The following is a 24,398-nucleotide window of genomic DNA, read 5'->3' as shown; positions in this document are numbered from 1 at the left end:
ATGGCTCCCTCGCCACGCTCGGTCACGATGTCACACCGTAGGAGGTCGGCGCCTGTGACGGAGCCGACACCCCCGTCTGCCCCCGCCAGGGCAGCGAGTTGCGCGTGATCACGATGAACAGCACCCCGACGATCACGGTGGCGATCGCGGCGCCCACGATCTGGAACACCTCCAGATTGGCGCCGCGCGGCATCAGGATGACGCTCACGATCGCCGAGAACGCCACCGCGGGAACGCGGAACACCGGCCGGGTCGCCCAAGCCGCCATCGGCACGATCGCCCACAGCAGATACCAGGGCTGCACCACCGGGAACAGCAGCACGATCGCGCCCAGCGCCACGCCCAGCGCACCGACCGGATGCAGCCGCCCGGTGCCGGTGGCCACCAGCATCCGGACGGTGAAGAAGCCCGCGACCACCGCCGCGATCGGCCGGGTGATACTCAGCAGCGCGGTGGTGTGATCGCCGAGTCCGAGCAGTACACCGCCGAAGCCGGTGATGATGCCGAGCGCGGTGGGCAGCGACATCCAGCTACGCACCGCGTTCGCGGTGTTCAGCGTGTAGATCCAGCCGAAGCCGAGCCCGCTCACCGAACTGATGAAAAGCGTTGTGCCGATGGCGATCGCACCGAGCATGGCGGCCGCGACGGCGACCGTGCGCAGCGAAGCGCCCCAACGCCGCGCCAGCGCCATCCCGACGAACCCGAGCACGATGATCGAGGTGAATTTGATCGATGACGACAGCGTGATGATGATCGCCCCGCTGATCAGCCACGCGTAGGCGCGGCCGTCGAACGGGTGGGTGTCCTCGATGGCGCGCAGGCAGAACTCCATGCCCGCCAGCATCAGACCGAGCATCAGCGCGTCATTGTGCACGCCGCCGACCAGGTGGAACAGCACCAGCGGATTGGCAGCGCCGAGCCACAGCGCGCTCACCGCCGCGACGCCGCAGCGCGCCGACAGCCGCGGCAGCGCCCACACGATCAGCGCGACGCCGCCGAGGGCGAGGATGCGGTGCACCCACACGCCCGCGATGATGTTGTCGCCGGTGATCTCCGCGATGCCGCGCCCGATCCAGAGGAACAGCGGCCCGTAGGGTGCTGGAGTGTCGCGCCAGATGGTCGGAACGTTATTGGTGAGGACGTTGTCGATCCCGAGTCCCGCGACGGGGCCTTCTTCGTAGGGGTCGATGCCGCGCGCGGCGATCTCGCTCTGCGCTAGATAGGAATAGACGTCGTTGCTGAACAGCGGGGGAGCGACGCTGAGCGGGATGATCCACAACAGCAGGGTGCGATCCAGTTGTGAGCGGGTCAGCCGGTGGACAGGGGAGCCGCCGATGCCGCCGACCGCGAACCGGCCCAGCAGCAGCCAGGCCAGCACCACCACGACGGTGCCGGTCATGCACATCGCCAGCGAGCCGGTGTGGGCGCGGGCGAAGATGCCGAGCACGCGGACGCCCGAGGTCGGGTTCTGGTGCACGGGCTGCGCGCCGATGCCGAGCGCGCTGATCGCCATCAGCACCGTGCCGGTGGCGCCCATCAGTCGGATCCGGTCCAGCTGCGCGAGTTCCTTGCGGTCGAGACCGGGCACTTCCGACTCGTCGCGGTGCAGCACCGCGATCGTGTGATCGGCCGCGGGCACGTCGAGTCCGAGTGCCCGGCGCCCGAACGCCAGTGTCCTGCGCCGCGCGCCCTCCAGTACCGCCACGCCACGAAGCCTAGTTCGAGCGGCGATCGCGCACCGCGCACGCACCCCGCTCGTTCCGACCGGACCCGCACCGCTCGCGGGGCACAATCGACAGATGGTTTCGGAGTCCAGGCGGCGGATCGAGGTGGCCGCCTCCGGGCTGCTGGCGCGGCACGGGTATCACGGGTTCGGTCTGAAGGCGTTGAGTGAGGCGGCCGAACTGCCGTACGGCTCGATCTATCACCACTTTCCGGGCGGCAAGGAGGAGATCGCGGTCGCGGCGATCACCGGGACCGGGGTGCTCACCGGGCGGATGATCCGGCAGGCGCCGACCGACGTGTTCGCCACCATGGCCACGCTGTTCGAATTCATGGTCGGCAAGCTCGCGGACTCGCAGTGGACCGACGGGTGCCCGATCGGGACGCCCGCGCTGGACGGCGGCAGCGACGTCGAGGCGGTGCGCTCGGCCTGCGTGAGCGCCTTCGACACGATGGAGCAGGCGTTCGCCGGGCTGCTCGCCGAGCTCGGGCTCGGCGGGGATGAGGCGGCGGAACTGGCCACCACCGTGGTCGCCGCCTACGAGGGCGCCACCATCCTGGCCAGGATCCGGCAGACGGACGCGCCGCTGCGCACGGTGGCGAAGTCGATGGAGCGGCTGGTCCGGGCGACCTTCGCGGCGGCGGGGATCGGCGACGACGTGGCCGGGCCGCTGCCCGAGGCCGGTACCGCAGGAAGAATTCCGGAGATGCCTGCCGAGCAGGGCGATCCGGGGTGAAAGCCTTGACTGGAAAGAACGTTCTAGCGAGACTCGGACGATGAAACGTCTGATGCTGACCGGACCCGGTGCGATGCGCTGGGAAGAACATCCCGACCCCGTCCTGAGCGGGCCCGGCCAGGCGCTGGTGCGGCCGGTCGCGCTGGCCACCTGTGACATCGACCCGGCCGTGCTGCGTGGCAGTTTTCCGCTCCCGGGGCCGTATCCGTTCGGGCACGAGGGAGTCGCCGAGGTGGTCGCGATCGGGCCGGAGGTCCGCGGCGTCGCCGTCGGCGACCTGGTCGTGGTGCCGTTCCAGATCTCCTGCGGTACGTGCCGGGCCTGCACCCGAGGGCGGACCGGCAACTGCACGAGCCATCCGCGGTTGTCCACTTTCGGTCTCGGCGCCATGGGCGGGCTCGACTGGGGCGGGCTGTGGGCCGACCTGGCGCTCGTGCCACATGCCGACGCCATGCTGGTCCCGCTGCCGCCCGGGGTGGACCCGGTCGCGGTGGCCAGCGCCAGCGACAACATCCCCGACGCCTACCGTGCGGTCGGGCCGCGCCTGGCCGACGATCCCCGCGCCGAAGTGCTGGTGATCGGCGGGCCCGCCGCGCCGTCGATCGGGTTGTACGCCGCCGGGCTCGCGGTCGCGCTCGATTCCGCCCGGGTGGTCTATCTCGACGACTCCGTCGAGCGCCTCGACATCGCGAAGTCGCTCGGCGCGGAAGCGGTCGAAGGACCGCCGGACGCGCGGGTCGGCCGGTTCCCGATCGTCGTGGAGGCGGGCGGCGGCGCGAAGGCGTTGCGCGCGGCGATCGATGCGACCGCCTACGACGGGTGGTGCACCAGTGTCAGCGTCCAGTTGCAGGACGTCGCGCTGCCGATGTTGGACATGTACACCCGCTGTTGCACCTTGCACACCGGCCGTGCGCACGTCCGCCCGGTCATCCCTGAGGTCCTCGACCTCGTCGCGACGGGACGCTTCGACCCGTCGCTGGTCACCACCGCGACAGCCACCTGGGACGAAGCGGTGGACGCGCTGCTGGAGCTTCCGATGAAGCTGGTGGCGGTCCGCGCGGACGCCCCCTCGGCGTGAGAGGCACCCGCACGAAATACTCCGGTGGGCGAAAGCCGAATTTCGGTTGTGACCAATCGCACTCTTGGTTATCGCGCTCGCTCGGCCCATCGGCATCGGAGCGCTTCCGCTGCGGACGTGCCGGGCCGGATGCTCGCTCGGCAAGGTCCTTCTGTGCAGGTCAGCGCGACGTACTGCGGAAATCGAGCGGCGGAGGCGGAATCGGCGCGTTCCCACCGGGCCGCCGCTGTGCGCGAGATGTCGTGCGAGTGGCACCGATGACGCCATCCCCGCAGGTCGATCGGGTCGAGAACTCAGGGGACCCTTATTAGATTTCAGGAAGTAATTCCGCCACACTGATGTTGTGAAAACCATGGGTTTGCGGAGAGGTGACGAAGGAGCTGGTCGCAGGACCGGCGCCGGGTCGACCGCCGCGCCCGCGACGGTCGGCGGTGAAGGGCATACCCGAGCGGCCATCGTCCAGCTGCTGCTGGAGGAAGGACCGATCACCGCGACCGCCATCGGGAACAAGCTCGGCTTGGCCCCGGCGGGCGTGCGCAGGCATCTGGACGCCCTGATCGAATCCGGTCAGGCGCGCGCCGGCCGATCGGCGCCCTGGCAGCAGAAGGGCAGGGGCCGTCCGGCCAAGCAGTACCAGCTCACCGCGGCGGGACGAGGCAATCTCGGCCACGCCTACGACGATCTGGCCGGCGCCGCCATGCGGCAGCTCGGGGAGATCGGCGGGGAACAGGCCCTCACCGAGTTCGCCCGCAAACGGGCACGCACTATCGTGGCCGGGATCGAGCCGGTCGCGGAGCACACCCCGCAGCAAACCGAGGCGAAGGCCGCGGAGATCGCCGATGCGTTCACCGACGCCGGGTTCGCCGCCACCACCCGCAAGGTGGGCACGGGCGTGCAGATCTGCCAGCACCACTGCCCGGTGGCGCACGTCGCCGAGGAGTTCCCGCAGCTGTGCGCGGCCGAACTCGAGGCGTTCCGCGAGCTGCTCGGCACGCACGTGCAGCGGCTGGCCACGATCGCCAACGGCGACTGCGCGTGCACCACGCACGTGCCGCTGCTGGTCCTGCCCGGCCCGCAGACCGGAACTTCAGCACCAACCGCTGCACAGCCCGCAGCGGTACGAACGAACGACTCCGGAAGGAGTGCCGAATGACGACGACCACCGACCAGGTGCAACCGCTCACTCAGGAAGAGGCCATCGCCTCACTGGGCAAATACGGTTACGGCTGGGCCGATTCGGATGTGGCCGGCGCCAGTGCGCAACGAGGTCTGTCCGAGGCGGTTGTCCGGGACATCTCGGCGAAGAAGAGCGAGCCGGAATGGATGCTCGAACAGCGGCTCAAGGCCCTGCGGATTTTCGATCGCAAGCCCATGCCGCTGTGGGGCTCCAATCTCGACGGCATCGACTTCGACAACATCAAGTACTTCGTGCGCTCGACCGAGAAGCAGGCCGCGTCCTGGGACGAGCTGCCCGAGGACATCAAGAACACCTACGACAAGCTGGGCATCCCCGAGGCGGAGAAGCAGCGGCTGGTCTCCGGTGTCGCCGCGCAGTACGAGTCCGAGGTCGTCTACCACCAGATCCGTGAGGACCTGGAGCAGCAGGGCGTCATCTTCCTCGACACCGATACGGCGTTGAAGGAGCACCCGGAGATCTTTCGGCAGTACTTCGGCACGGTCATCCCCGCGGGCGACAACAAGTTCTCCGCGCTGAACACCGCCGTGTGGTCGGGTGGTTCCTTCATCTACGTGCCGCCGGGCGTGCACGTCGACATCCCGCTGCAGGCCTACTTCCGGATCAACACCGAGAACATGGGCCAGTTCGAGCGGACCCTGATCATCGTCGACGAGGGCGCGTACGTGCACTACGTCGAGGGCTGCACCGCGCCGATCTACAAGTCCGACTCGCTGCACTCCGCGGTGGTGGAGATCATCGTGAAGAAGGGCGGCCGCTGCCGCTACACCACCATCCAGAACTGGTCGAACAACGTCTACAACCTGGTCACCAAGCGGGCCAAGGCGGAGGCGGGCGCGACCATGGAGTGGATCGACGGCAACATCGGTTCCAAGGTCACCATGAAGTACCCGGCGGTCTGGATGACCGGCGAGTACGCCAAGGGCGAGGTGCTCTCGGTGGCGTTCGCCGGCGAGGGCCAGCACCAGGACACGGGTGCGAAGATGCTGCACCTCGCGCCGCACACGTCCTCGACCATCGTGTCGAAGTCGGTGGCGCGCGGCGGCGGCCGGGCCTCCTACCGCGGCCTGGTCCAGGTGAACAAGGGCGCGCACGGCTCGAAGTCGACCGTGAAGTGCGACGCGCTGCTGGTCGACACGATCAGCCGCTCCGACACCTACCCCTACGTCGACATCCGCGAGGACGACGTGACCATGGGGCACGAGGCGACCGTCTCGAAGGTCTCCGAGGACCAGCTGTTCTACCTGATGAGCCGCGGTCTCACCGAGGACGAGGCGATGGCGATGGTGGTGCGCGGCTTCGTGGAGCCGATCGCCAAGGAACTGCCGATGGAATACGCGCTCGAGCTGAACCGCCTGATCGAACTGCAGATGGAAGGAGCCGTCGGCTGATGGCAGTGGAGAACGTTGCCGAAGCGGCCGAGGCCCGCACTCCCGCGATCAACAAGGGCGAGGTCTTCACGTCGTTCGACGTGAACGCTTTCGAGGTACCTTCCGGCAAGGACGAGGCGTGGCGGTTCACGCCGCTGCGCCGCCTGCGCGGCCTGCAGGACGGCACCGCGGTCCGGGACGGTCGCGCGACCGTCGAGGTCGCCGCGGCCGAGGGCGTGACGGTGGAGACGGTCGAGCGCACCGACGCCCGTCTTGGCGCGGGTGGCGTGCCGTCCGACCGCGTCGCCGCACAGGCCTATTCGGGCTTCGAGCAGGCCACCGTCGTGTCGGTCGGCAAGGAGGTCGAGGTCACCGAGCCGGTCACCGTCACGATCACCGGGCCCGGCGAGGGCAAGACCGCTTACGGCCACCTGCAGATTCGGCTGGAGCCCTTCGCCAAGGCCACCGTGGTCATCGACCAGCGCGGTAGCGGAACCTACGCGGAGAACGTGGAATTCGTGCTGGACGATTCGTCCAAGCTCACCGTGGTCGCCGTGCAGGACTGGGCCGACGACGCGGTCCACACCACCGCGCACCACGCCAAGCTCGGCCGCGACGCCACCCTGCGGCACACCTCGGTCACCCTCGGCGGCGACCTGGTGCGTCTGACCGGCAACGTCCGCTACGACGGCCCCGGCGGCGACGCCGAACTGCTCGGTCTGTACTTCGCCGACGCGGGCCAGCATTTCGAGCAGCGCCTGCTGGTCGACCACGCGGTGCCGAACTGCAAGTCGAACGTGCTGTACAAGGGTGCGCTGCAAGGCGATCCGCACTCCCCGAAGGGCGACGCCCGCACCGTATGGGTCGGCGACGTGCTGATCCGCGCCGCCGCCGAGGGCACCGACACCTTCGAGGTGAACCGGAACCTGGTGCTCACCGACGGCGCACGCGCCGACTCGGTGCCGAACCTGGAGATCGAGACCGGCGAGATCGTCGGCGCGGGGCACGCGTCAGCGACCGGCCGGTTCGACGACGAGCAGCTGTTCTACCTGCGCGCCCGCGGTATCCCGGAGGACGCCGCCCGCCGCCTGGTGGTGCGCGGGTTCTTCCACGAGATCATCCAGAAGATCGCGGTGCCCGAGGTCCGGGAGCGGCTGGAGGCGGCCATCGAGGCCGAACTCGCCGCCATCGGCGCCTGATCAACGACGACCCCATATTCGGCAAAGGAATTCGAATTCGATGACCACCCTGGAAATCAAGGACCTGCACGTCGAGGTCGCCAACCCCGACGAGTCCGGTGAGCCCATCAAGATCCTCAAGGGCGTGAACCTCACGGTGCGATCCGGTGAGACGCACGCCATCATGGGGCCCAACGGCTCCGGCAAGTCGACGCTGTCCTACGCGATCGCCGGTCACCCGAAGTACACGGTGACCTCCGGCTCGATCACCCTCGACGGCGAGGACGTGCTGGAGATGTCGGTGGACGAGCGCGCGCGGGCCGGTCTGTTCTTGGCGATGCAGTACCCGGTCGAGGTCCCGGGCGTCTCGATGTCGAACTTCCTGCGCACCGCCGCCACCGCCGTGCGCGGCGAGGCCCCGAAGCTGCGGCACTGGGTCAAGGAGGTGAAGGAGTCGATGAGCGAACTGGAGATCGACGCCGCCTTCGCCGACCGCAGTGTGAACGAGGGCTTCTCCGGCGGTGAGAAGAAGCGCCACGAGATCCTCCAGCTGGGCCTGCTCAAGCCGAAGATCGCGATCCTGGACGAGACCGACTCCGGCCTGGACGTCGACGCGCTGCGCATCGTCTCCGCGGGCGTCAACCGGTACAAGGAGCGCGAGAACGGCGGCGTCCTGCTGATCACGCACTACACCCGCATCCTGCGCTACATCCAGCCGGAGTTCGTGCACGTCTTCGTCGGCGGGCGCATCGTCGCCGAGGGCGGTGCCGAACTCGCCGAGGAACTCGACGCCAACGGCTACGTCCGCTTCACCGCTAACGCCACTGCTGGAGCTTGATATGACCGCTACGGTCCGCACCCTCGACGTCGCCCGCATCCGGGCCGACTTCCCGATCCTGAACCGCACGGTCCGGGACGGGAAACAGTTGGTGTACCTGGACTCCGGCGCGACCGCGCAGCGGCCGATCGGCGTGCTCGAAGCCGAACGTGACTTCTTGATCACCAGCAACTCGGCGGTGCACCGCGGCGCGCACCAACTGGCCGAGGAGGCGACCGACGCCTACGAGGGCGCGCGGGCCGACATCGCGCGATTCGTCGGCGTCGACGTTGGCGAGATCGTGTTCACCAAGAACGCCACCGAATCGCTGAACCTGGTGACCTACGCGTTCGCCGACGACCGGTTCCCGCATCACGTGGGCCCGGGCGACGAGATCGTCATCACCGAGCTGGAACACCACGCGAATCTGGTGCCCTGGCAGGAGCTGGCCCGCCGTACCGGCGCCACGCTGAAGTGGTACGGCGTGACCGAGGACGGTCGGATCGATCTCGACTCGCTGGAATTGTCGCCCGCCACCAAGGTGGTCGCGTTCAGCCACCAGTCCAACGTCACCGGCGCGGTGGCCCCGGTCGAGGAGCTGGTGCGCCGGGCGAAGGCGGTGGGCGCGCTGGTCGTGCTCGACGCCTGCCAGTCGGTGCCGCACATGCCGGTGGACTTCCGCGCGCTCGGCGTGGATTTCGCCGCGTTCTCCGGGCACAAGATGCTCGGCCCCTCCGGTGTCGGCGTGCTCTTCGGCCGCCGCCTGCTGCTGGAAGAGATGCCGCCGTTCATCACCGGCGGGTCCATGATCGAGACGGTCTTCATGGACCACAGCACCTACGCGCCGCCGCCGCAGCGCTTCGAGGCCGGGGTGCCGATGACCTCCCAGGTGGTCGGATTGGGCGCCGCCGTGCGGTATCTGGAAGAGATCGGCATGGACGCCGTCGCGGCACACGAGCACACGCTGGTCGGCGCGGCGCTGGACGGGCTGGCCGGAATCGACGGCGTGCGCGTCATCGGCCCCACCGAGAACATCGATCGCGGCGGCGCGGTGGCGTTCGTGGTGGACGGCATCCACGCCCACGACGTCGGGCAGATCCTGGACGACGAGGGCGTCGCCATCCGGGTGGGCCACCACTGCGCGTGGCCGCTGCACCGGCGTTTCGGTGTCGCCGCCACCGCGCGCGCCTCGTTCGCGGTCTACAACACGGTCGCCGAGGTGGACGCGCTGGTCGCCGCCGTGCGGAAGGCTCAGAGCTTCTTCGGAGTTGCATAAGACATGCGCATGGAGCAGATGTACCAGGAAGTGATCCTGGACCACTACAAGCACCCGCACCGCCGGGGCCTGCGCGAGCCGTTCGGGGCCGAGGTGCACCACGTGAACCCGACCTGCGGCGACGAGGTGACCCTGCGCGTGCAGCTCGACGGCAACGGTGACATCGCCGACGTCTCCTACGACGGGCAGGGTTGCTCGATCAGCCAGGCCGCCACCTCGATCCTCACCGATCAGGTCATCGGGCTGCCGGTGCAACAGGCGCTGAAGGTGGTCGACTCCTACAGTGAGATGATCTCCAGCCGCGGCACCATCGAAGGCGACGAGGACGTGATCGGCGATGGCATCGCCTTGGCGGGAGTCTCGAAATACCCCGCGCGGGTGAAGTGCGCGCTGCTCGGGTGGATGGCGTTCAAGGACGCCGTCCTCAGGATCGGCCCCGAGCAGCCCGCCGCGGAAGAAAAGTGAGCCGTCCGATGGGAAACGGGGAAGCGTCAATGACCGACACACCGGCCACCGACACGACCGAGCAGGCCGCACCGGCTGCCGAGCTGTCCGCGGAGGACGTCAAACTGCTCGAGGACATCGAAGAGGCGATGCGCGACGTCGTCGACCCGGAACTGGGTATCAACGTCGTCGACCTCGGCCTGGTCTACGGACTGCGCGTCGAGGAGGACAACGTCGCGATCCTCGACATGACGTTGACCTCGGCGGCCTGCCCGCTGACCGATGTCATCGAAGACCAGTCCCGCAACGCGCTGGTGCGCAGCGGTCTGGTGGAGGACCTGAAGATCAACTGGGTCTGGATTCCGCCGTGGGGTCCGGACAAGATCACCGAGGACGGCCGCGAGCAGCTGCGTGCGCTCGGGTTCACGGTGTGATCCGCCAGGCTTGCTAGCGGCCGCCGGTAGCGCCCGAAAAGGGTGTTCCGGCGGCCGACCGGTCTCGTGACAGTGCCCGCCGCGCCGGCAGCGGTCCGGCGCACTCGCCGGGGGTGGGAAGTCCGCGCTTTCGACAAAGCGCGCGAGCCGGACCATGATCTGAGCCCGGAGTCGTTCGCCAGACGGGGAGGATCACATGTCGGTGCCGCACAAGGCTGCCCTCGGGCTCGCGGCGGTCTCGGCCGCCACCTGCGCGGTGGTCGGCGGTCCCGCGGGTGAAGCGGGCGCGGCAGGGACCTACTACGGCGCGCTGGCTCTGTCGTCCAGCACCGGCGCGGTCGCTTCGGCGGTGGACTACGCGAGCGCCGCCGCCGCCGAGACCGCGGCTCGGACCCAGTGCGGCGTCACCGATTGCCGGACGGTCGTGCAGTTCTGGAATGCCTGCGGATCGGTGGTCCGCGGCGCCGACGGCAAGCACGGATGGGCGTGGGGGCCCACCCGCGCCGAAGCCGAGCGCCGTGCCATCGAGGTCCTCGGCCCCAGCGCACCGCCTTTCCCGAGTCTCGGCAGCGCCATTCCCCGGCCTGCGAGCGTTCGGTTGACGGCCTGCACGTCGACCGCCGGATAGTCCAGCGGCAATATCGCCGAGCGCGGCAAAGGTATTCCCGCTCGGCCGCACCGCGGTCCGGCTCAGCGGACCGGGCGGTGCGAACACATTCCGGCCGATCGCGCGGGGGCCGGATCCAAAGGCAGCGTGCGTCCTCCTGTTCAGGAGCACTTGCCGTCGCGGACACAGGCGAGCAGCAACTGCGTGATATCGGCCCGCGGCGGTGTGGTCGAGCGCGGCTGGATGGCCAGCGGGATCGGCGCGAAATCGGTCGTGTGCGCCACGCCGAGCTGGGTGGCGGAGCGGAAACCGTAACGCTTCCACGCGATCTGCTGGATCTCCGGGTCCTGCAGCGCCGTGATCAGCCGATGAGCGGGAGCGGTGAGGGTGAGGATCGGATTGCTGTTGAAGATGGTCGGATCCGGGTAGAGCAGTCGGGCATTCGCCAGTAGTGCCTCGGTAGCTGGTTTGTTGTCGCGGTAGTCGACCAATTGGCGCAGGATCTGGCTCTCGTATCCGGCGTACAGGGTGGCCGCTCCTTGGATGAGCCATTCCCGGAAACCGCCGTCGGAACTGTCGGACTGCAAACCCTGCGCGTCGTAGAGGTCCCGCACGGCGGGCAGCCCGGATCTGGCCTCGGCGACGGTAGGCGGCTGGAAGACGTCATTGGAGGCGATGACGGTCAATTCCAGTTGCAGCAGGGTGAATCCGGAGTTCGAGGACTTCGGGTCCGTGCTGGTGATGCGAATGGGACCGGCCGGCTCGCGCGCTCCCAGCGACTCCCATTTCTGCTTGGGCAGTACGTATTCCAGCAGCAGACGCTTGAAATCCACGATGTAGTAGGAGTTGTCCCGCAGCGCCACGATGCCCGCGCGAACGAGCGCGTCGGTGGCGGACGCGCCGGCGTAGATCACCTCCGGCGTCTCCAGCACCGATTCGGCGCGGTAGTCGGGGAAGTCACCGGTGTCGTGCGACGCTTCGAAGACGCTGCGGGCACTCGCCGAGGACGGCCACAGGCAGTCGATCTTCTGCTCACGCAGCTGGTCGGTGGGTATCTGCACCAGGTCGTAGGAGCCGCGTTTGTCGAAGCGCACCTCGAGCCCGTATTCGTCCCGGAGGATGGCGCGGACCTCGGGATCGGCCATGAGCGCGGATTTCTCGGAGCCGCCGAGGCACGTGAGCTGCCGCGCGGCGACCGGGGTGTCGTTCGCCCCCCGGATCACCACGACGCCCACGGCGATGACAACGACGGCGACCACGATCGCGAGGACGACGGGAAGACGGGATCTGTTCATAGCTCCTCGCTCGGGGGAAGCCGCGGGGGATTCATGAGTTCCAGGTGCGCCAAGTCCCGGAAGAAGGACGCCAGGTCCGCCTCGCCGACCTGTTCGGCCCCGTGCGCGGCGAAGGCCTCGAACCCGGCGAGCACCCGGCGGCTACCCTCCAGCAGCGCCTCGGCATCGCGGTAGGACGACCGGTGGTCCTGGATCTCCACATACCGCCGCAGGGCCGACTCCACGCTCGCCAGATAGTCGAGCAGCTTGCGGGAGGTCATGGCAAGGCTTGCCGGATCGACGGTCTCGGTGCGCTCCAGCAGGCGCGGAACGATGTCGCAGGCCCGTAGCAGCGAGGCGCGGGTCCCCGCGTCACCGACTCGGGCGGCCAGTGCCGCCACCCGCTGGTTGGTCTCCGACACCAGTCGCGGTAATCGGCGGCGCTGGACGATGACGGACACCCACTGCCCGGCGAGGGCGGTGAGCACGGCCGCGCCGATCGCCACCAGCGCCGCGCCGACCGGCGAGCCGAGCACGGCATAGAGCGTGAGGAAGCTCGCCACGAGCACGACAAGCGCCGCGATCGAGGCGGCATTACCCGGCACCGGCACCTCCTACCGGTAGCCGGTGGCCTGGCGCAACGCCGCGACCATATCGTCGGTGGTGAGATACGACCCGCCGGTGCGCTCGGCAATTGTCCGGAGGGTGTCTTCCTCTACGCCGGAGCCGAATCCGATGACCACCACCGGGATACCGGTGCGGGCGATGTCCTCGAGTCCGTTGCCGCCCTCGGTGTCGGCGCCGTCGGTCATGAGGACGACCAGTCGTTTGCGATCCGGGTCGGCCGGGCCGGTGAACTGCTTCGCCGCGGTGCTCAGGCAGCGATAGATGCCGGTGTTGCCGCCCGGTTTCCGTGAGCGAATGCCGTCGCGTAGGGATCGCAGATCCGGAGCCGTATTGCCGTTGGTCCATTGCGCGGCGGCGGTGGTGCCGTTGAACAGCAGCACCGCGGTGCGGTCTCGTGGACCGGTCTGCAACAGATATCTCTTGGACTGCGCCGGATCGAACAGCAGATCCGCGGCGCGCTGCACCCCGGCCCAGCCGCCGTTGTCGGCCATGCTGCCGGAGGAGTCGATGCAGTACACCAGGTCGGTGGGCGTGCGATAGACGGTTTGGTAGTTCTCCAGGGCGGCGTCGATGACCGGGGCGGCCGGATACGTGATCGGCTGCTCGGTGAGCGTCGCTCGAATTCCCCAGGCGGGATCGAAGACTTCCCGCGGTGCGTCGGGCAGCGACAGCCCGATACTGGTGATGGGCCGCCGCCCCAGCCGGACCAGCCGCTGCTGGGTGTCGGCCGAGAGCAGGAAATCCTGTAGCTTGCGGAAGTTGCCGAGCTTGTCCGCGTTGTCGCCGTGCGGGAGGAACCCGAGCGGGGCGTCCGAAATCGCCAGTACACCTTTGGGATAGATGACGTGCAGTGGTTCCTTGCCCGCGCGTATCAGTTCCTGGTTGCGTTCGATCACCAGGTTCTCGTAGGTGAACATGGTCTTGCACTGCTGTGGTACGGCCAGGCACTCGTCCATGAGCAGTCCGGTAGACGGCGGCGTCCTGGCGAAAGCGCGGGTGAAGCGGGTGATGCCGGTGCGCACCTGCTCGGAATCGAGTTGCGCGCGGGTCAGCGGTACGCCGGGACCGTTGCCGGCGAAGTAGTTGAGGAAGGCCAGCAGCACCGTGGCGCCGGAATTGGACTGGGTCGGATTGGTCATCCATACCGTGGTCTTCTTCGCCTCGGCCGCCGCCAATATTTCCTCGATGCCGACGTCCCGGCCGGTGAAGCCCAGGGCGTCCAGTTCGCTGCGCGGCCCGGCGTACACCAGGGGCGTACTGAACATGGGCTGCACCTGTTGCAGGCGATGTCCGGTGTCGCCCAACTGCTGGAAGACGCTGCTGGCGAACCAGAATCCGTCGTAGGGCGCGTCGCCCCCGTCCAGCAGCCGAGCCTGGTCCACCGACCCGAGTTCGGTCATGGTGCAGGTCAGCTTCTGCTCCCGGCACCACGGCTGCACCACCTGCTGGAATACCGCGTCGTGCTCGGAGCCCGCCACGATGTTCAGCACATTCGCGTCCGGGTTGTAGTCGCGGACCGGGCCGCCCCCGCGATCCTCCCCACAGCCCGGCAGCATGGCACACGCTGTGATAAATGCTGCGACAAGCACTTTCGTGCGGCGATACGGCAATTCGCCACCTTCCCCTCGATGACGCGATCGTAAGCGGCGGTGGCGGGGGAGTGGTGAATAGCCGGTGACGTCCTAGCGAATCCTCATCGCTACGGCTCAGTGGGCCTCGCGCAGCCAGTCGCGGTAGTGCGTTGGCGCGAGGTGGGCGTCCGGTCCCGCGATCAGCACATCGCCGGTGACCGCGGCGAACATGCCCGCGGTGTCGTCGGTGACGACGGTCCGGCTGTCCCGCCGCGCGGCAAGGGTGATCCGGCCGAGTTCGTCCAGCGGGAAGACCTCGGGGCCCGCGACGTTGCGGATGCCCCCCAGCGGCGTGCCGGTGGCGACCTCCACCACCGCGTCGACGACGTCCGCGGCGGCGATCGGCTGGAGCCGGGTGGCGGGCAGGCGGACGGTGTCGCCGTCGGCGGTCCAGGACAGGACCGCGTCCATGAACTCGAAGAACTGGGTGACGCGCACGATGGAGTACGGCGTCGAACCCTGCCGCAGCAGGTCCTCCTGGAGGGTCTTGGCCCGGTAGTAGTCCAGCTGGGGCACTTGGTCCACGCCCAGGATCGAGAGCACGACCTGGTGCCGGACACCGGCGGCCTCGCCCGCGGCGAGCAGGTTGAGCATGGACGTGCGGAAGAACTCGAGCGACGCTTCGTCGAAGGTCGGCGAGTTCGCCAGGTCGATCACGACGTCCGCACCGTCGAGTGCGCGGTCGAGGCCCGCGCCCGTAAGGACATCGACACCGGTGGACGGCGCCGCCGGGACGGCTTCGTGTCCGGCCGCGGTCAGCTTCGCGACCACCTGCGAGCCGATTCGCCCGGTACCGCCGATGACTGTGAGCTTCATGGTCTTCTCCCTTTCGCGCGATGCGTCGTACAGGAGGAACCTCGGTGACCAGTAAACCAAGATCGTTACGAGAGGGGAGCGAATTCCCAGCACCCGCCGCTCGCGTGGGTCCCCGGCCCGAGAAGGTGAGCCCGGCCCGCGGAGCCCAGGCGCTGCCCGTTTCCCGCACCGTCGGCACGGGTCGCGAGCCGCGCCGCCGAGCCGGGGTTTCTGCGGCGAAACTCGTGCGCGAGGCCGACGGCAGCGGAGATGATGCGGGGGTGGACGAGGTGACCTACCGGCAGTCGCGTCGAGGGCTGCACGCGGTGGCGGAATTGTTGATCGCCGGGCCGCAGTACCGAGAGTTCGGCACCATCCGGCTGAGGGCTGTGCACGGGGGTTTCGGGGGTGTGCGGTGGCCGGTGTCGGTGGTCGGCGAGGAATTGGTGTGGCCGGAGGGGCGGATTCGGCTGGAAGGCACTTATCGAGAGGTCGCCCGGACCGCGGGTTTCGAGCCGGGGCCGCCGGAGGGAGCGTACGCGGACACGACGGGAGTCGACCTCGACGCGCCGATCGAGGTGGACCCCTCGGCCGCCGGGCTGATCGAGCATTGGTTCGCGGTAGGGGACAAGGCATTGCGCTGTCTGGCGCCCGGCATGACGCCGGTGCTGTGGCCCGAGCATTTCGATCTGGCCGGCACGATCGAGGAAGTGAACTACGGGGTTTCACCGGGCGACGACGCGCATCCCGGCCCGTACGCGTATGTCGGCCCGTGGACGCCGCGCACCGGCGATTTCTGGAATGCGCCGTTCGGGGCGCTGCGGCGACGCGACGCGGTGAACACCGTCGCGGCGTTGCTGGAGTTCTTCGAAGCGGGCCGGGAACGCGCGGCGCAACCCTGACCTGCCTCGGAGCCCGCGGTGCCCGGCGGAACCTAGGCGCCCTTACGGGCCGCGGTCTTCTTGGCCGCTTTCTTGGCGGGCGCTTTCTTCGCCGCGCTCTTCGATGCGGTGCTCTTGGACGCAGTGCTTTTCGCCGCGCTCTTGGACGCGGTGCTCTTGGCAGCGCCGCTCTTGCCCGAGGCGCTCTTGGCCGCGGCCTTCTTTGCCGTCTTCTTCGGCTCGGCGCCGTCACCGCCCGCCGTCCGGCGTCCGCTGGCCTCCAGGCTGCGCTGGAGCGCGGCGACCAGGTCGACCACCTCGGCGTCCATCCCGCTCGGCACCGGCTCCGGCTGCTCGGGCACCTTGCCGGTGCCGCTGGCGATCGCCTCGTCGAGCAGGCGTTTGAGCTCGATCTGGTACTCGTCGGTGAACTGGTCGGGATCGAAGTCGTCGGACATGGCCTCGACGAGCGTCTCCGCCATCTTGATCTCCTGCGACCGGGGCTCGGCGACACCGTCCAGGGATTCGAATTCGACGGAGCGGACCTCGTCCGGCCACAGCAGCGTCTGCAACACCAGAATGCCCTCGCGCACCCGCAGCGCCGCCAGCCTGGTCTTCTGGCGCAGCGTGAAGTACACCAGGGCGGTGCGTTCGATCTCCTCCAGTGTCCGCGCCAGCAGGACGTAGGCCTTGGGCGTGCTGGAATCCGGTTCCAGGTAGTAGCTCTTCTCGAACAGGACCGGGTCGATCTGATCGGACGGCACGAACTGCAGCACCGGGATCTCGTGCTTCTCGGCCACGGGCAGTTTCGCGAAGTCCTCGTCACTGAGCACGACCTTGTCCCCGTCGGGGGACTCGTAGGCCTTGTCGATGTCGGTGTACTGGACGGATTGACCGCACACGGTGCAGACACGCTCGTATTTGATCCGTCCTCCATCCTTGGCGTGCACCTGATGGAACCGGATGTCGTGGTCCTCGGTGGCGGTATACACCTTCACCGGGACGTTCACCAGCCCGAATGCGATCGAGCCTTTCCAGATCGATCTCATGGAACCATCATGGCCGAACCCCACCGACCTCGCGAGCGAACCGGAATCCCGAGTGTCGCGGCCGCGACGCGCCGACGCAGCGGCCCCGGCAGGGCCTGGAAGAGGGATCTCATCGCCGCGATGGTGCCGCCGAGGTCGGCGCGGCCGGACAGATACGCCCGCTGCGCCGCCGGAGACAGCGTGAAGAACGTGTCGAAGAACAGCGGGATGTCCTCGGGCGGCAACGCCAGCAGGGCGCGCAGCCCGGCGTTGCGCAGGTGATGGACGGCGCGCGCCCCAGCGGGCCATACGTCCTGCCCCGCCGCCACCGCGTCGGCCGAGGCCAGCGCCGCGCCGACGTTGTACCCGGTCGCCGGGTGCAGGAACCCGCCCGCCGCGCCGAACCTGCGCGACCCGGGGCGGCCACCCTGCACGGGGAATCGGACGTGCTCGACGGGTTCGGCTCCGGTGAGTTCGACGCCCCTGGCCCGGAGCCGGTGCCGCAACCGCGTCCGCAGTTCGGCGCCCGTCAGGGCGGGACGACCGGCCAGGCAGGTCTCCTCGAGCAGCATCCGCTCGTCGTCGAGCGGGACGGCGTAGAGGAACGAAGGCGGCGCGTCGGACGGGGCGCCGTTGTCGCGACGCCAGTCCATGAACAGCGGGTCCAGGCCCGCGCAGCGGCTCGCGTCCACGATCACGCCGTAGGCGGTCTGCTCGGCGCGCGCCGGGGAGCGGGTGAGTCCGCGCGCGTCGACCGCTCGACCGCAGGCGATCGTCACGCCGGACGCCAACCGCACCCGCCCGGGTGCGACGTCGACCGCGCGATCCGCGACGACCTCCGCATCCGGGAACCGCAGTGCGATCCGCAGTCGCGCGTTGTCGAGGACGACATAGGGACGGTCGACCCGGTGAGCCCGGGTTCCCCAGGCCATCGGCCGGGGTACCGTCGCCGCGACCACCTCCGGGGTGAGCCAATCCGGCAGTTCGTCGGCCCACGCCGCATAGGTGGCCGTCCACCTGCGCTCCGGGGCGGGATCCACCACGGTCACCGTGAGTCCGCGAACCACCGCGCGGTGCGCGAGGGCGCGCCCGGCCGGGCCGAGACCGCAAACGACGAGGTCCGGCTTCACGCCGCGCCTCTTCGGACCGGGGGGAGTGCGATTCGCATGGTCCGAGCCTCTCATTCGCCCGCACGACGCGAGCGCACCGACGTGTCCGGCGAGGACTCGGCGACCTTGGGTCCGGTCGACATGAACTCTTCGCGAACACTGCCGCGGCGATCCTTGCCGCGTGTGGGAGCGTGCGCAGGTCCGGATCATGCTGCCGATGATCGGAGCCGCCGCAGCACCGCGGCCCGTGGCACGGATCGCCGCGGTGGACGGAATGTGTTCGCGCTCACCGGACTTTCTCGCGCGTTGCTAGGATGCCGGGGCGCTGGCGCACGCATCCGGTCCCGGTGCCGAGTGTCAGGTGTCGGCGTACCGGCGTGCCGCGGATGGCGCGCCGGGCACGGTGTCGACCGGAGCCCGCTGGAGTCGGACGAAAGCGGCGCGACCGGAACGAGTTAGGGGTAGACGCAGTGTTCGAACTGACCAGGCGGCGCAGCCGATGGATCCTGGCCGTGTTCGTGCTCCTCGCACTGGCGATGGGCACGCTGAGCGCGACGCTGTTCGACAAAGTGCAGGGCGGCGGGTACATCGACCCCGACAGCGAATCGAGCCGGGCGACCGCCGTGCTGCGGGACACCTTCGGCCAGGCCACCCCGAATCTGGTGCTGCTGGTGCAGACTCGCCGGTCGGTGGACGACGACGCGGCGGCCACCGCGGCGACGAACCTGGTCACCGAGCTGAAGGCGGTGTCCGGCGTCGCGGGCGTCACCTCGTACTGGACCGACAAGTCGCCCGCGCTGCGCAGCACCGACGGCACCAAGGGGCTGATCGTGGCCAGCGTCCTCGGCGAGGAGGCCGAGGTCGACAAACGGGTGGGTGATCTGGCCGACCGGTTCGGCGGCACCCGCGGCCCGCTCGAGGTGCGGGTGGGCGGCTACGCGATGCTGCTGCGCGAGACGGTGCAGCAGAGCGAGAAAGACGTCGTGCTCGGCGAATCCATCGCTTTCCCGATCACGCTGATCGCGCTGCTGCTGGTGTTCGGCGGCCTGGTCGCGGCCAGCTTGCCGCTGGTGGTCGCGATGATCACGGTGATGATGACGATGGGCGCGCTGTGGTTGATCGCGAGCGTCACCGATCTCGCCGCGACCGCGACCAACGTCGCTACGTTGCTCGGGCTCGGCCTGGCGATCGACTACAGCTTGCTGATCATCAGCCGCTACCGCGACGAACTGGTCGCCGGGCAGCAACCCGCGGCCGCGGTGGCCGCCACCATGCGCTCGGCGGGCCGCACCGTCGTGTTCTCCGCCGTCACCGTCGCGGTCGCCCTGTCGGGGCTGCTGTTCTTCCCGCTGCTGGCCGTGCGGTCGATGGGATACGCCGGTCTGGCCGTCGCCGCGATCGCCGCGACGGTATCGCTGACCGTGCTTCCCGCGATCCTGTTCCTGCTCGGCACCAAGATCGACAACGGACAGCTGTGGTGGTTCCTGCGCGCCGCCCGTCCCGCGCCCGGCGAGGGCGCCTGGCACCGCCTGGCCCGATTCGTGATGATGCGGCCGGTACCGATCGGGCTCGCGGTGACCGCCCTGCTGCTCGTGCTGGGCGCACCCTTCCTCGGCGTGAAACTCGGCTTCCCCGACGAGCGTTCGCTGCCGGAGTCGATGAACAATCGCCAGGTCACCGAGACAATCCAGCGTGACTTCGCCGCCACCGAACAGAACGGGCTGTTCGCGGTGCTGCCCGAAAGCGCCTACAGCGCGGCGGGTCTGGACGCCTATGCCCGGGAGCTGTCGGAGATCGAGGACGTTCGCCGGGTCGACACCGCAACCGGCAGTTACAGCCACGGCGGTCTGCTCGCGCCGCCCACCGCGGCCAACGAGCGCTTCCGCGCCGAGAACGCCGCCTATCTCGCGGTGGTCCCCGACACCACCGATCCCGGCGCGCTGGACCGGATCGCCCGCGACGTGCGCGCCACGCCCGCCGCGTCACCGGTGCTGGTCGGCGGCGTTGCCGCGGCCAACGCGGACGCGATCGGCGCGGTGGTCGCTGCGCTGCCGTACGCGCTGGCGTTCGTCGTGCTGATCATGATCGTGGTGCTGTTCCTGCTCACCGGCAGCGTCGTGCTGCCGTTGCTCGCGGTCGTGCTCAGCTTCCTGAGCCTTACCGCGACCTTCGGCGCACTGGTCTGGATCTTCCAGGACGGTCACCTGTCCGGCCTGCTCGGCTTCACCGTCACCGGCGACCTGCCGCCGACGGTTCCGGTCATGCTGTTCGGCGTCGCGTTCGGCCTCGCCATGGACTATCAGGTCTTCCTGTTGGCGCGGATCCGGGAGGAATACCAGCGCACCAGGTCCAACGCGCTGGCGGTGACCTCCGGGCTGGAACGGATCGGCCGGATCGTCACCGCGGCGGCGGTGCTGATCTCGCTGGTCTTCCTCGGCTTCCTCGCCTCCGACATCACCTTCATGAAGGCGTTCGGGATCGGGCTCCCGCTCGCCGTCCTGGTGGACGCCACCCTGGTGCGCGGCTTCCTGCTGCCCGCGGCGATGGAACTGCTCGGCCATTGGAACTGGTACGCGCCGGGTCCGTTGCGCAAGCTGCACCGGCGGTTCGGCATCGAGGAGGAGCCCGCCGCCCCTGCGGTCGCGGGCCGGGAGGACTGGCTGCAGCCCGCGCGGCTCTGATCGGCGTGCCGGCCGACTCGATCCGGTAGGGTCGGCCGGGCAGTCCGGGGAGGCCCACACAAGGTGGGACGGCTGCTGTGAGATGTGGAGGGCGACCGGGATGACCTATCCATCCGGTTCCGGATTCGGTGGCGGCCAACAGGAGCACGGGAAGCCGGACGAGGCGCGATACCAGTCCGACTGGGGGCGGATGGGGCCGCCGAGCGCGTACCCGATGGTGGCGTGGGAGGCGCCGCCGCTGCCGCCTCCGCCCCGATCGAACACGGGCCTCGTCGTCGGGCTGGTGGCCGTGGTCGTCGCCGTGGTCGTGGCGGTTGCCATCGGCGTGGCGGTGGTTGCGCGCGAGCAGGGGCACGCGCAAGCCGCCGCCACGGACACGTCCGCCGAAACGACCACCTCCACGAGCGGCGTCACCAGCACGCGGCCCGTGCGCCCTTCGTCGGGCAGGCTGAGCTACACCGAATACGCGAAAGACTGGAACTTCCGGTTCGATCGCGTGCAGCTGCACGCCGACTGGGTCGACGGGCGTGATCACCCCGGTTGCGGCCCCATCGAGGCGGCGGGCAAGCTCACCGGCCTCGGCTGCGTCTACGCGGCGGAACTGGTGTACCGCGCCGAAGGCGGTGCGCTGATGCTCACCCAGTTCGTCCTCGGCATGGCCGACGAGGGCCGGGCGGCGGCGGCGAAGGACCGGTTCACCGACGCGGACCTCACCTTGCGTCCCGGCAGCTACATCAAGGGCTACGCCACCGGCAAGTGGAAGGACGGCAGCGAGAAGGAATTCGTGGTGATCACCTTCGCGACCGCCACCGACGCGGTCGACGCGCCGACGGTCGAGAAATACCTGCGCTACCGGCACGCCGACATTCTCGGCGCGTTGGCGTTCCGCTAGCGCAGGTGGCTCGCGCCGGGCGGGGACGGCCGGCTCGTGCGGGTCAGATCCCGCCGGTTGACAGCAGGCCGCCGTCCACCCGCACCGTCTCGCCGGTGATCCACGCCGCCTCGTCGGAGACCAGGAAGCCGATCAGGCGCGCCACGTCCTCCGGGGTGCCCAGCCGCTTCATCGGGTACACGCTCGCGGCGCGCTCCTCGTCGGCCGAATACAGCGCGTCGGCGAACTTCGTCTTGATCACGCCCGGCGCCACCGCGTTCACCCGGATCTGCGGCCCGAGCTGCCAGGCGAGCTCACCGGTGAGGTGGATCAGCGCGGACTTGGACGCACCGTAGGCGGCGATCACGCCGGTCGAGCGGATGCCCGCCACGCTGGCCACGTTGACCACCGCGCCGCCGTGATCGCGCATCCACGCCCGGTAGGCCTGCTGGATGTAGCCGAGCGCCGCGACCACGTTCACGTCGAAGATCTTGCGCACGGCGTCCAGGTCGGCGTCCATCAGGGAGCCGTAGACCGGGTTGATGCCGGTGTTGTTGATCAGCACGTCCAGCGAGCCGAACTCCGCGACCGCGCGTTCGACCGCGGCCGCCCGATCCTCGGCGACACCGGAGTTGCCCGCCAGGGCGACGACCTGGCCCTGGTGCCCCAGCCCGCGCAACTCGGCGGCGGCTTCCTCCAGCGGATCCTTCTTCCGCGCGGTGATCAGCACGTTCGCGCCGCGGCCGAGCAGCTCCGCCGCGACCGCCTTGCCGATGCCCCGGCTGGCCCCCGTGACCAGAGCGCTCTTGCCCAATAGATCGGTACTCATGGCATCGCACGGTAGCGCAGCTGGTCGCGCGAGCCGTTAGCGCCGTCACATGCCGGGGTGCTCGGCTGGGAGAGCGGCGTTCGTCCCAGGTAAAATCGGTGGTTCTTGTGCGCGTCGGGCCGCACAATCGAGCACGCGTCCAGCACCACGATCCGCGAGGAGAAATTTGTGATCACCGCGACCGACCTGGAGGTCCGGGCCGGAGTCCGCACCCTGCTGTCCGCTCCCGGACCGGCGCTGCGGGTGCAGGCGGGCGACCGGATCGGGCTGGTCGGGCGCAACGGTGCGGGCAAGACCACCACGCTGCGCATCCTCGCGGGCGAGGGCGAGCCGTACGCGGGAAAGATTCTTCGCTCCAGCGACATCGGTTACCTGCCCCAGGACCCGCGCGAGGGCAATTTGGACGTGCTGGCCCGCGATCGGGTGCTGTCCGCGCGCGGCCTGGACACGCTGATCCGGGAGATGGAGAAGCAGCAGGCGCTGATGGCCGAAGTCGCCGACGACACCGAGCGCGAGAAGGCGGTCCGCAAGTACGGCAGGCTCGAGGAACGGTTCTCGGCGCTCGGCGGCTATGTCGCCGAGAGCGAGGCGGCGCGTATCTGCCACAGCCTCGGTCTGCCCGACCGGGTGCTCGGCCAGCCGTTGCGCACCCTGTCCGGTGGTCAGCGCCGCCGAATCGAATTGGCGCGCATCCTGTTCGCGGCTTCCGACGGCAGCGGGGGTCGCTCGGACACCATTCTGCTGCTGGACGAGCCGACCAACCATCTCGACGCCGACTCGATCACCTGGTTGCGTGGATTCCTGCAGAATCACGACGGCGGCCTGATCGTGATCAGTCACGACGTGGAGCTGCTCGCCGACGTGGTGAACAAGGTGTGGTTCCTGGACGCCGTGCGCGGCGAGGCCGACGTCTACAACATGGGCTGGAAGAAGTACCTCGACGCCCGCGCCACCGACGAGCAGCGCAGGCGGCGCGAACGCGCGAACGCCGAGAAGAAGGCGAGTGCGCTGCGCGCCCAGGCGGCCAAGCTCGGCGCCAAGGCCACGAAAGCCACTGCGGCGCAGAATATGGCCAAGCGCGCCGATCGCCTGCTGGCCGAGCTCGACGACGTTCGCGTGGCCGACAAGGTCGCCCGTATCAAGTTCCCCGAGCCCGCGGCCTGCGGCAAGACGCCGCTGATGGCCGAGAACCTGACCAAGGTCTACGGCTCGCTGGAGATCTTCACCGGCGTCGACCTGGCGATCGACCGGGGCAGCCGGGTGGTGGTGCTGGGGCTCAACGGCGCGGGCAAGACGACGCTGCTGCGCCTGCTGGCGGGCGTCGAGCAGCCGACGGCGGGTGGGTTGGTGCCGGGGCACGGTCTGAAGGTCGGCTACTTCGCCCAGGAGCACGACACGCTGGACGACAGCGCCACCGTGTGGGAGAACATCCGCCACGCCGCGCCGGACGCGGGCGAGCAGGATCTGCGCGGACTGCTCGGCGCGTTCATGTTCTCCGGTCCGCAGCTCGACCAGCCGGCAGGCACCCTGTCCGGCGGTGAGAAGACCCGTCTGGCGCTGGCCGGACTGGTCTCCTCGGCGGCGAACGTACTGCTGCTCGACGAGCCGACGAACAACCTCGACCCGGTGTCGCGGGAGCAGGTGCTCGACGCCCTGCGCACCTACGCGGGCGCCGTGGTGCTGGTGACCCACGATCCGGGCGCAGCGGAGGCGTTATCTCCGGAACGCGTGATCCTGCTCCCGGACGGGACAGAAGACCATTGGTCGGCCGAATACCTGGAACTTATTCAGCTTGCGTGAGTTTCATCACAGGA

22 protein-coding genes are annotated in these 24,398 nt (G+C 69.2%); 14 read left to right on the top strand and 8 right to left on the bottom strand.

Translation table 11 applies throughout. From position 1 onward, the window contains the following. Positions 1 to 22 precede the first annotated feature (22 nt). A complete protein-coding gene (mptB, locus tag HOV91_RS12395; RefSeq protein ID WP_043727032.1) occupies positions 23 to 1,705 on the bottom strand; it encodes a polyprenol phosphomannose-dependent alpha 1,6 mannosyltransferase MptB in 1,683 nt (560 codons plus the stop codon). 94 nt (positions 1,706 to 1,799) lie between these two features. On the opposite strand from mptB, the gene HOV91_RS12390 reads away from it, so the two are divergent. The 10 genes from HOV91_RS12390 (at position 1,800) to HOV91_RS12345 (ending at position 10,879) form a co-directional block, all read left to right on the top strand. Further along, on the top strand, positions 1,800 to 2,459 hold the full coding sequence (locus HOV91_RS12390) for a TetR/AcrR family transcriptional regulator (RefSeq protein WP_174185514.1): 660 nt from the start codon (positions 1,800 to 1,802) through the stop codon (positions 2,457 to 2,459). Positions 2,460 to 2,499: 40 nt separating this feature from the next. Beyond that, positions 2,500 to 3,537 (top strand): zinc-dependent alcohol dehydrogenase, encoded by a 1,038-nt coding sequence (locus tag HOV91_RS12385; RefSeq protein ID WP_174185513.1) that lies wholly within the window; start codon positions 2,500 to 2,502, stop codon positions 3,535 to 3,537. A 352-nt stretch (positions 3,538 to 3,889) separates the two neighbouring features. Further along, positions 3,890 to 4,690, top strand: a complete 801-nt coding sequence (locus HOV91_RS12380) for a helix-turn-helix transcriptional regulator (protein ID WP_174185533.1) — start codon at positions 3,890 to 3,892, stop codon at positions 4,688 to 4,690. After that, entirely contained in the window at positions 4,687 to 6,123 is a 1,437-nt protein-coding gene (gene sufB / locus HOV91_RS12375; RefSeq protein ID WP_174185512.1) for a Fe-S cluster assembly protein SufB, read from the top strand. Before HOV91_RS12380 ends, sufB begins: the two co-directional genes overlap by 4 nt. Continuing rightward, positions 6,123 to 7,301, top strand: coding sequence for a Fe-S cluster assembly protein SufD (gene sufD, locus HOV91_RS12370; protein WP_174185511.1), 1,179 nt, complete (start codon positions 6,123 to 6,125; stop codon positions 7,299 to 7,301). Before sufB ends, sufD begins: the two co-directional genes overlap by 1 nt. Before the next feature lie 40 nt (positions 7,302 to 7,341). Further along, positions 7,342 to 8,118, top strand: coding sequence for a Fe-S cluster assembly ATPase SufC (sufC, locus tag HOV91_RS12365; RefSeq protein ID WP_174185510.1), 777 nt, complete (start codon positions 7,342 to 7,344; stop codon positions 8,116 to 8,118). A gap of 1 nt (position 8,119) precedes the next feature. Next, positions 8,120 to 9,373: a cysteine desulfurase gene (locus HOV91_RS12360; protein WP_174185509.1), complete on the top strand. Its 1,254-nt coding sequence runs from the start codon at positions 8,120 to 8,122 to the stop codon at positions 9,371 to 9,373. A gap of 3 nt (positions 9,374 to 9,376) precedes the next feature. After that, positions 9,377 to 9,838 (top strand): Fe-S cluster assembly sulfur transfer protein SufU, encoded by a 462-nt coding sequence (gene sufU, locus HOV91_RS12355; RefSeq protein ID WP_174185508.1) that lies wholly within the window; start codon positions 9,377 to 9,379, stop codon positions 9,836 to 9,838. 29 nt (positions 9,839 to 9,867) lie between these two features. Continuing rightward, a complete protein-coding gene (locus tag HOV91_RS12350) occupies positions 9,868 to 10,251 on the top strand; it encodes a metal-sulfur cluster assembly factor (RefSeq protein WP_174185507.1) in 384 nt (127 codons plus the stop codon). A gap of 196 nt (positions 10,252 to 10,447) precedes the next feature. After that, positions 10,448 to 10,879, top strand: coding sequence for a DUF4189 domain-containing protein (locus tag HOV91_RS12345; protein ID WP_174185506.1), 432 nt, complete (start codon positions 10,448 to 10,450; stop codon positions 10,877 to 10,879). Between the two features lie 140 nt (positions 10,880 to 11,019). Here the strand turns inward: HOV91_RS12345 and HOV91_RS12340 are convergent, their stop codons facing one another. The 4 genes from HOV91_RS12340 to HOV91_RS12325 all read right to left on the bottom strand — a co-directional run bounded on the left by HOV91_RS12340 (position 11,020) and on the right by HOV91_RS12325 (position 15,206). After that, complete coding sequence (locus HOV91_RS12340; RefSeq protein ID WP_174185505.1) at positions 11,020 to 12,153, bottom strand: hypothetical protein; 1,134 nt, start codon at positions 12,151 to 12,153, stop codon at positions 11,020 to 11,022. After that, positions 12,150 to 12,737 carry a hypothetical protein gene (locus HOV91_RS12335; protein WP_174185504.1) on the bottom strand — a complete coding sequence of 196 codons (588 nt, stop codon included), beginning with the start codon at positions 12,735 to 12,737 and terminating at the stop codon, positions 12,150 to 12,152. The genes HOV91_RS12340 and HOV91_RS12335 overlap by 4 nt, the downstream gene beginning before the upstream one ends. Before the next feature lie 9 nt (positions 12,738 to 12,746). Continuing rightward, positions 12,747 to 14,315: a VWA domain-containing protein gene (locus HOV91_RS12330; RefSeq protein WP_174185503.1), complete on the bottom strand. Its 1,569-nt coding sequence runs from the start codon at positions 14,313 to 14,315 to the stop codon at positions 12,747 to 12,749. 150 nt (positions 14,316 to 14,465) lie between these two features. Next, the gene (locus HOV91_RS12325) at positions 14,466 to 15,206 is read right to left on the bottom strand and encodes an SDR family oxidoreductase (RefSeq protein ID WP_174185502.1); all 741 of its coding nucleotides are present in this window, start codon (positions 15,204 to 15,206) and stop codon (positions 14,466 to 14,468) included. Positions 15,207 to 15,250: 44 nt separating this feature from the next. Between HOV91_RS12325 and HOV91_RS12320 the strand changes: the two genes are divergently transcribed. Further along, on the top strand, positions 15,251 to 16,087 hold the full coding sequence (locus tag HOV91_RS12320) for a hypothetical protein (protein WP_246350013.1): 837 nt from the start codon (positions 15,251 to 15,253) through the stop codon (positions 16,085 to 16,087). A 32-nt stretch (positions 16,088 to 16,119) separates the two neighbouring features. Here HOV91_RS12320 and ku read toward each other — a convergent pair whose 3' ends face one another. Both ku and HOV91_RS12310 read right to left on the bottom strand, forming a co-directional pair. Then, positions 16,120 to 17,115: a non-homologous end joining protein Ku gene (gene ku / locus HOV91_RS12315; RefSeq protein WP_174185501.1), complete on the bottom strand. Its 996-nt coding sequence runs from the start codon at positions 17,113 to 17,115 to the stop codon at positions 16,120 to 16,122. Then, entirely contained in the window at positions 17,112 to 18,224 is a 1,113-nt protein-coding gene (locus HOV91_RS12310; protein ID WP_312884577.1) for a lycopene cyclase family protein, read from the bottom strand. The genes ku and HOV91_RS12310 overlap by 4 nt, the downstream gene beginning before the upstream one ends. 449 nt (positions 18,225 to 18,673) lie before the next feature. On the opposite strand from HOV91_RS12310, the gene HOV91_RS12305 reads away from it, so the two are divergent. After that, positions 18,674 to 20,884, top strand: coding sequence for an MMPL family transporter (locus tag HOV91_RS12305; protein WP_174185499.1), 2,211 nt, complete (start codon positions 18,674 to 18,676; stop codon positions 20,882 to 20,884). A 100-nt stretch (positions 20,885 to 20,984) separates the two neighbouring features. After that, on the top strand, positions 20,985 to 21,776 hold the full coding sequence (locus HOV91_RS12300) for a hypothetical protein (RefSeq protein ID WP_174185498.1): 792 nt from the start codon (positions 20,985 to 20,987) through the stop codon (positions 21,774 to 21,776). Positions 21,777 to 21,819: 43 nt separating this feature from the next. Here HOV91_RS12300 and HOV91_RS12295 read toward each other — a convergent pair whose 3' ends face one another. After that, positions 21,820 to 22,584, bottom strand: a complete 765-nt coding sequence (locus HOV91_RS12295; RefSeq protein WP_174185497.1) for an SDR family oxidoreductase — start codon at positions 22,582 to 22,584, stop codon at positions 21,820 to 21,822. A 168-nt stretch (positions 22,585 to 22,752) separates the two neighbouring features. On the opposite strand from HOV91_RS12295, the gene HOV91_RS12290 reads away from it, so the two are divergent. Beyond that, entirely contained in the window at positions 22,753 to 24,384 is a 1,632-nt protein-coding gene (locus HOV91_RS12290; RefSeq protein WP_174185496.1) for an ABC-F family ATP-binding cassette domain-containing protein, read from the top strand. Positions 24,385 to 24,398: the final 14 nt, after the last annotated feature.

Origin of the sequence: Nocardia barduliensis (assembly GCF_013315795.1) — a bacterium.
Classification (GTDB): domain Bacteria; phylum Actinomycetota; class Actinomycetes; order Mycobacteriales; family Mycobacteriaceae; genus Nocardia; species Nocardia barduliensis.
The sequence above is the reverse complement of the archived record's forward strand: the minus strand, read 5'-3'. Positions and strand labels throughout refer to the sequence as shown.

Coding starts and splice junctions, on each gene's coding strand:
- HOV91_RS12380 (WP_174185533.1), top strand. CDS start 3,890: ATGGGTTTGCGGAGAGGTGACGAAGGAGCTGGTCGCAGGACCGGCGCC.
- HOV91_RS12390 (WP_174185514.1), top strand. CDS start 1,800: ATGGTTTCGGAGTCCAGGCGGCGGATCGAGGTGGCCGCCTCCGGGCTG.
- HOV91_RS12325 (WP_174185502.1), bottom strand. CDS start 15,206: ATGAAGCTCACAGTCATCGGCGGTACCGGGCGAATCGGCTCGCAGGTG.
- HOV91_RS12345 (WP_174185506.1), top strand. CDS start 10,448: ATGTCGGTGCCGCACAAGGCTGCCCTCGGGCTCGCGGCGGTCTCGGCC.
- sufU (WP_174185508.1), top strand. CDS start 9,377: ATGCGCATGGAGCAGATGTACCAGGAAGTGATCCTGGACCACTACAAG.
- HOV91_RS12385 (WP_174185513.1), top strand. CDS start 2,500: ATGAAACGTCTGATGCTGACCGGACCCGGTGCGATGCGCTGGGAAGAA.
- HOV91_RS12340 (WP_174185505.1), bottom strand. CDS start 12,153: ATGAACAGATCCCGTCTTCCCGTCGTCCTCGCGATCGTGGTCGCCGTC.
- sufD (WP_174185511.1), top strand. CDS start 6,123: ATGGCAGTGGAGAACGTTGCCGAAGCGGCCGAGGCCCGCACTCCCGCG.
- HOV91_RS12300 (WP_174185498.1), top strand. CDS start 20,985: ATGACCTATCCATCCGGTTCCGGATTCGGTGGCGGCCAACAGGAGCAC.
- HOV91_RS12330 (WP_174185503.1), bottom strand. CDS start 14,315: ATGCTGCCGGGCTGTGGGGAGGATCGCGGGGGCGGCCCGGTCCGCGAC.
- ku (WP_174185501.1), bottom strand. CDS start 17,115: ATGAGATCGATCTGGAAAGGCTCGATCGCATTCGGGCTGGTGAACGTC.
- HOV91_RS12295 (WP_174185497.1), bottom strand. CDS start 22,584: ATGAGTACCGATCTATTGGGCAAGAGCGCTCTGGTCACGGGGGCCAGC.
- sufC (WP_174185510.1), top strand. CDS start 7,342: ATGACCACCCTGGAAATCAAGGACCTGCACGTCGAGGTCGCCAACCCC.
- HOV91_RS12350 (WP_174185507.1), top strand. CDS start 9,868: ATGACCGACACACCGGCCACCGACACGACCGAGCAGGCCGCACCGGCT.
- sufB (WP_174185512.1), top strand. CDS start 4,687: ATGACGACGACCACCGACCAGGTGCAACCGCTCACTCAGGAAGAGGCC.
- HOV91_RS12360 (WP_174185509.1), top strand. CDS start 8,120: ATGACCGCTACGGTCCGCACCCTCGACGTCGCCCGCATCCGGGCCGAC.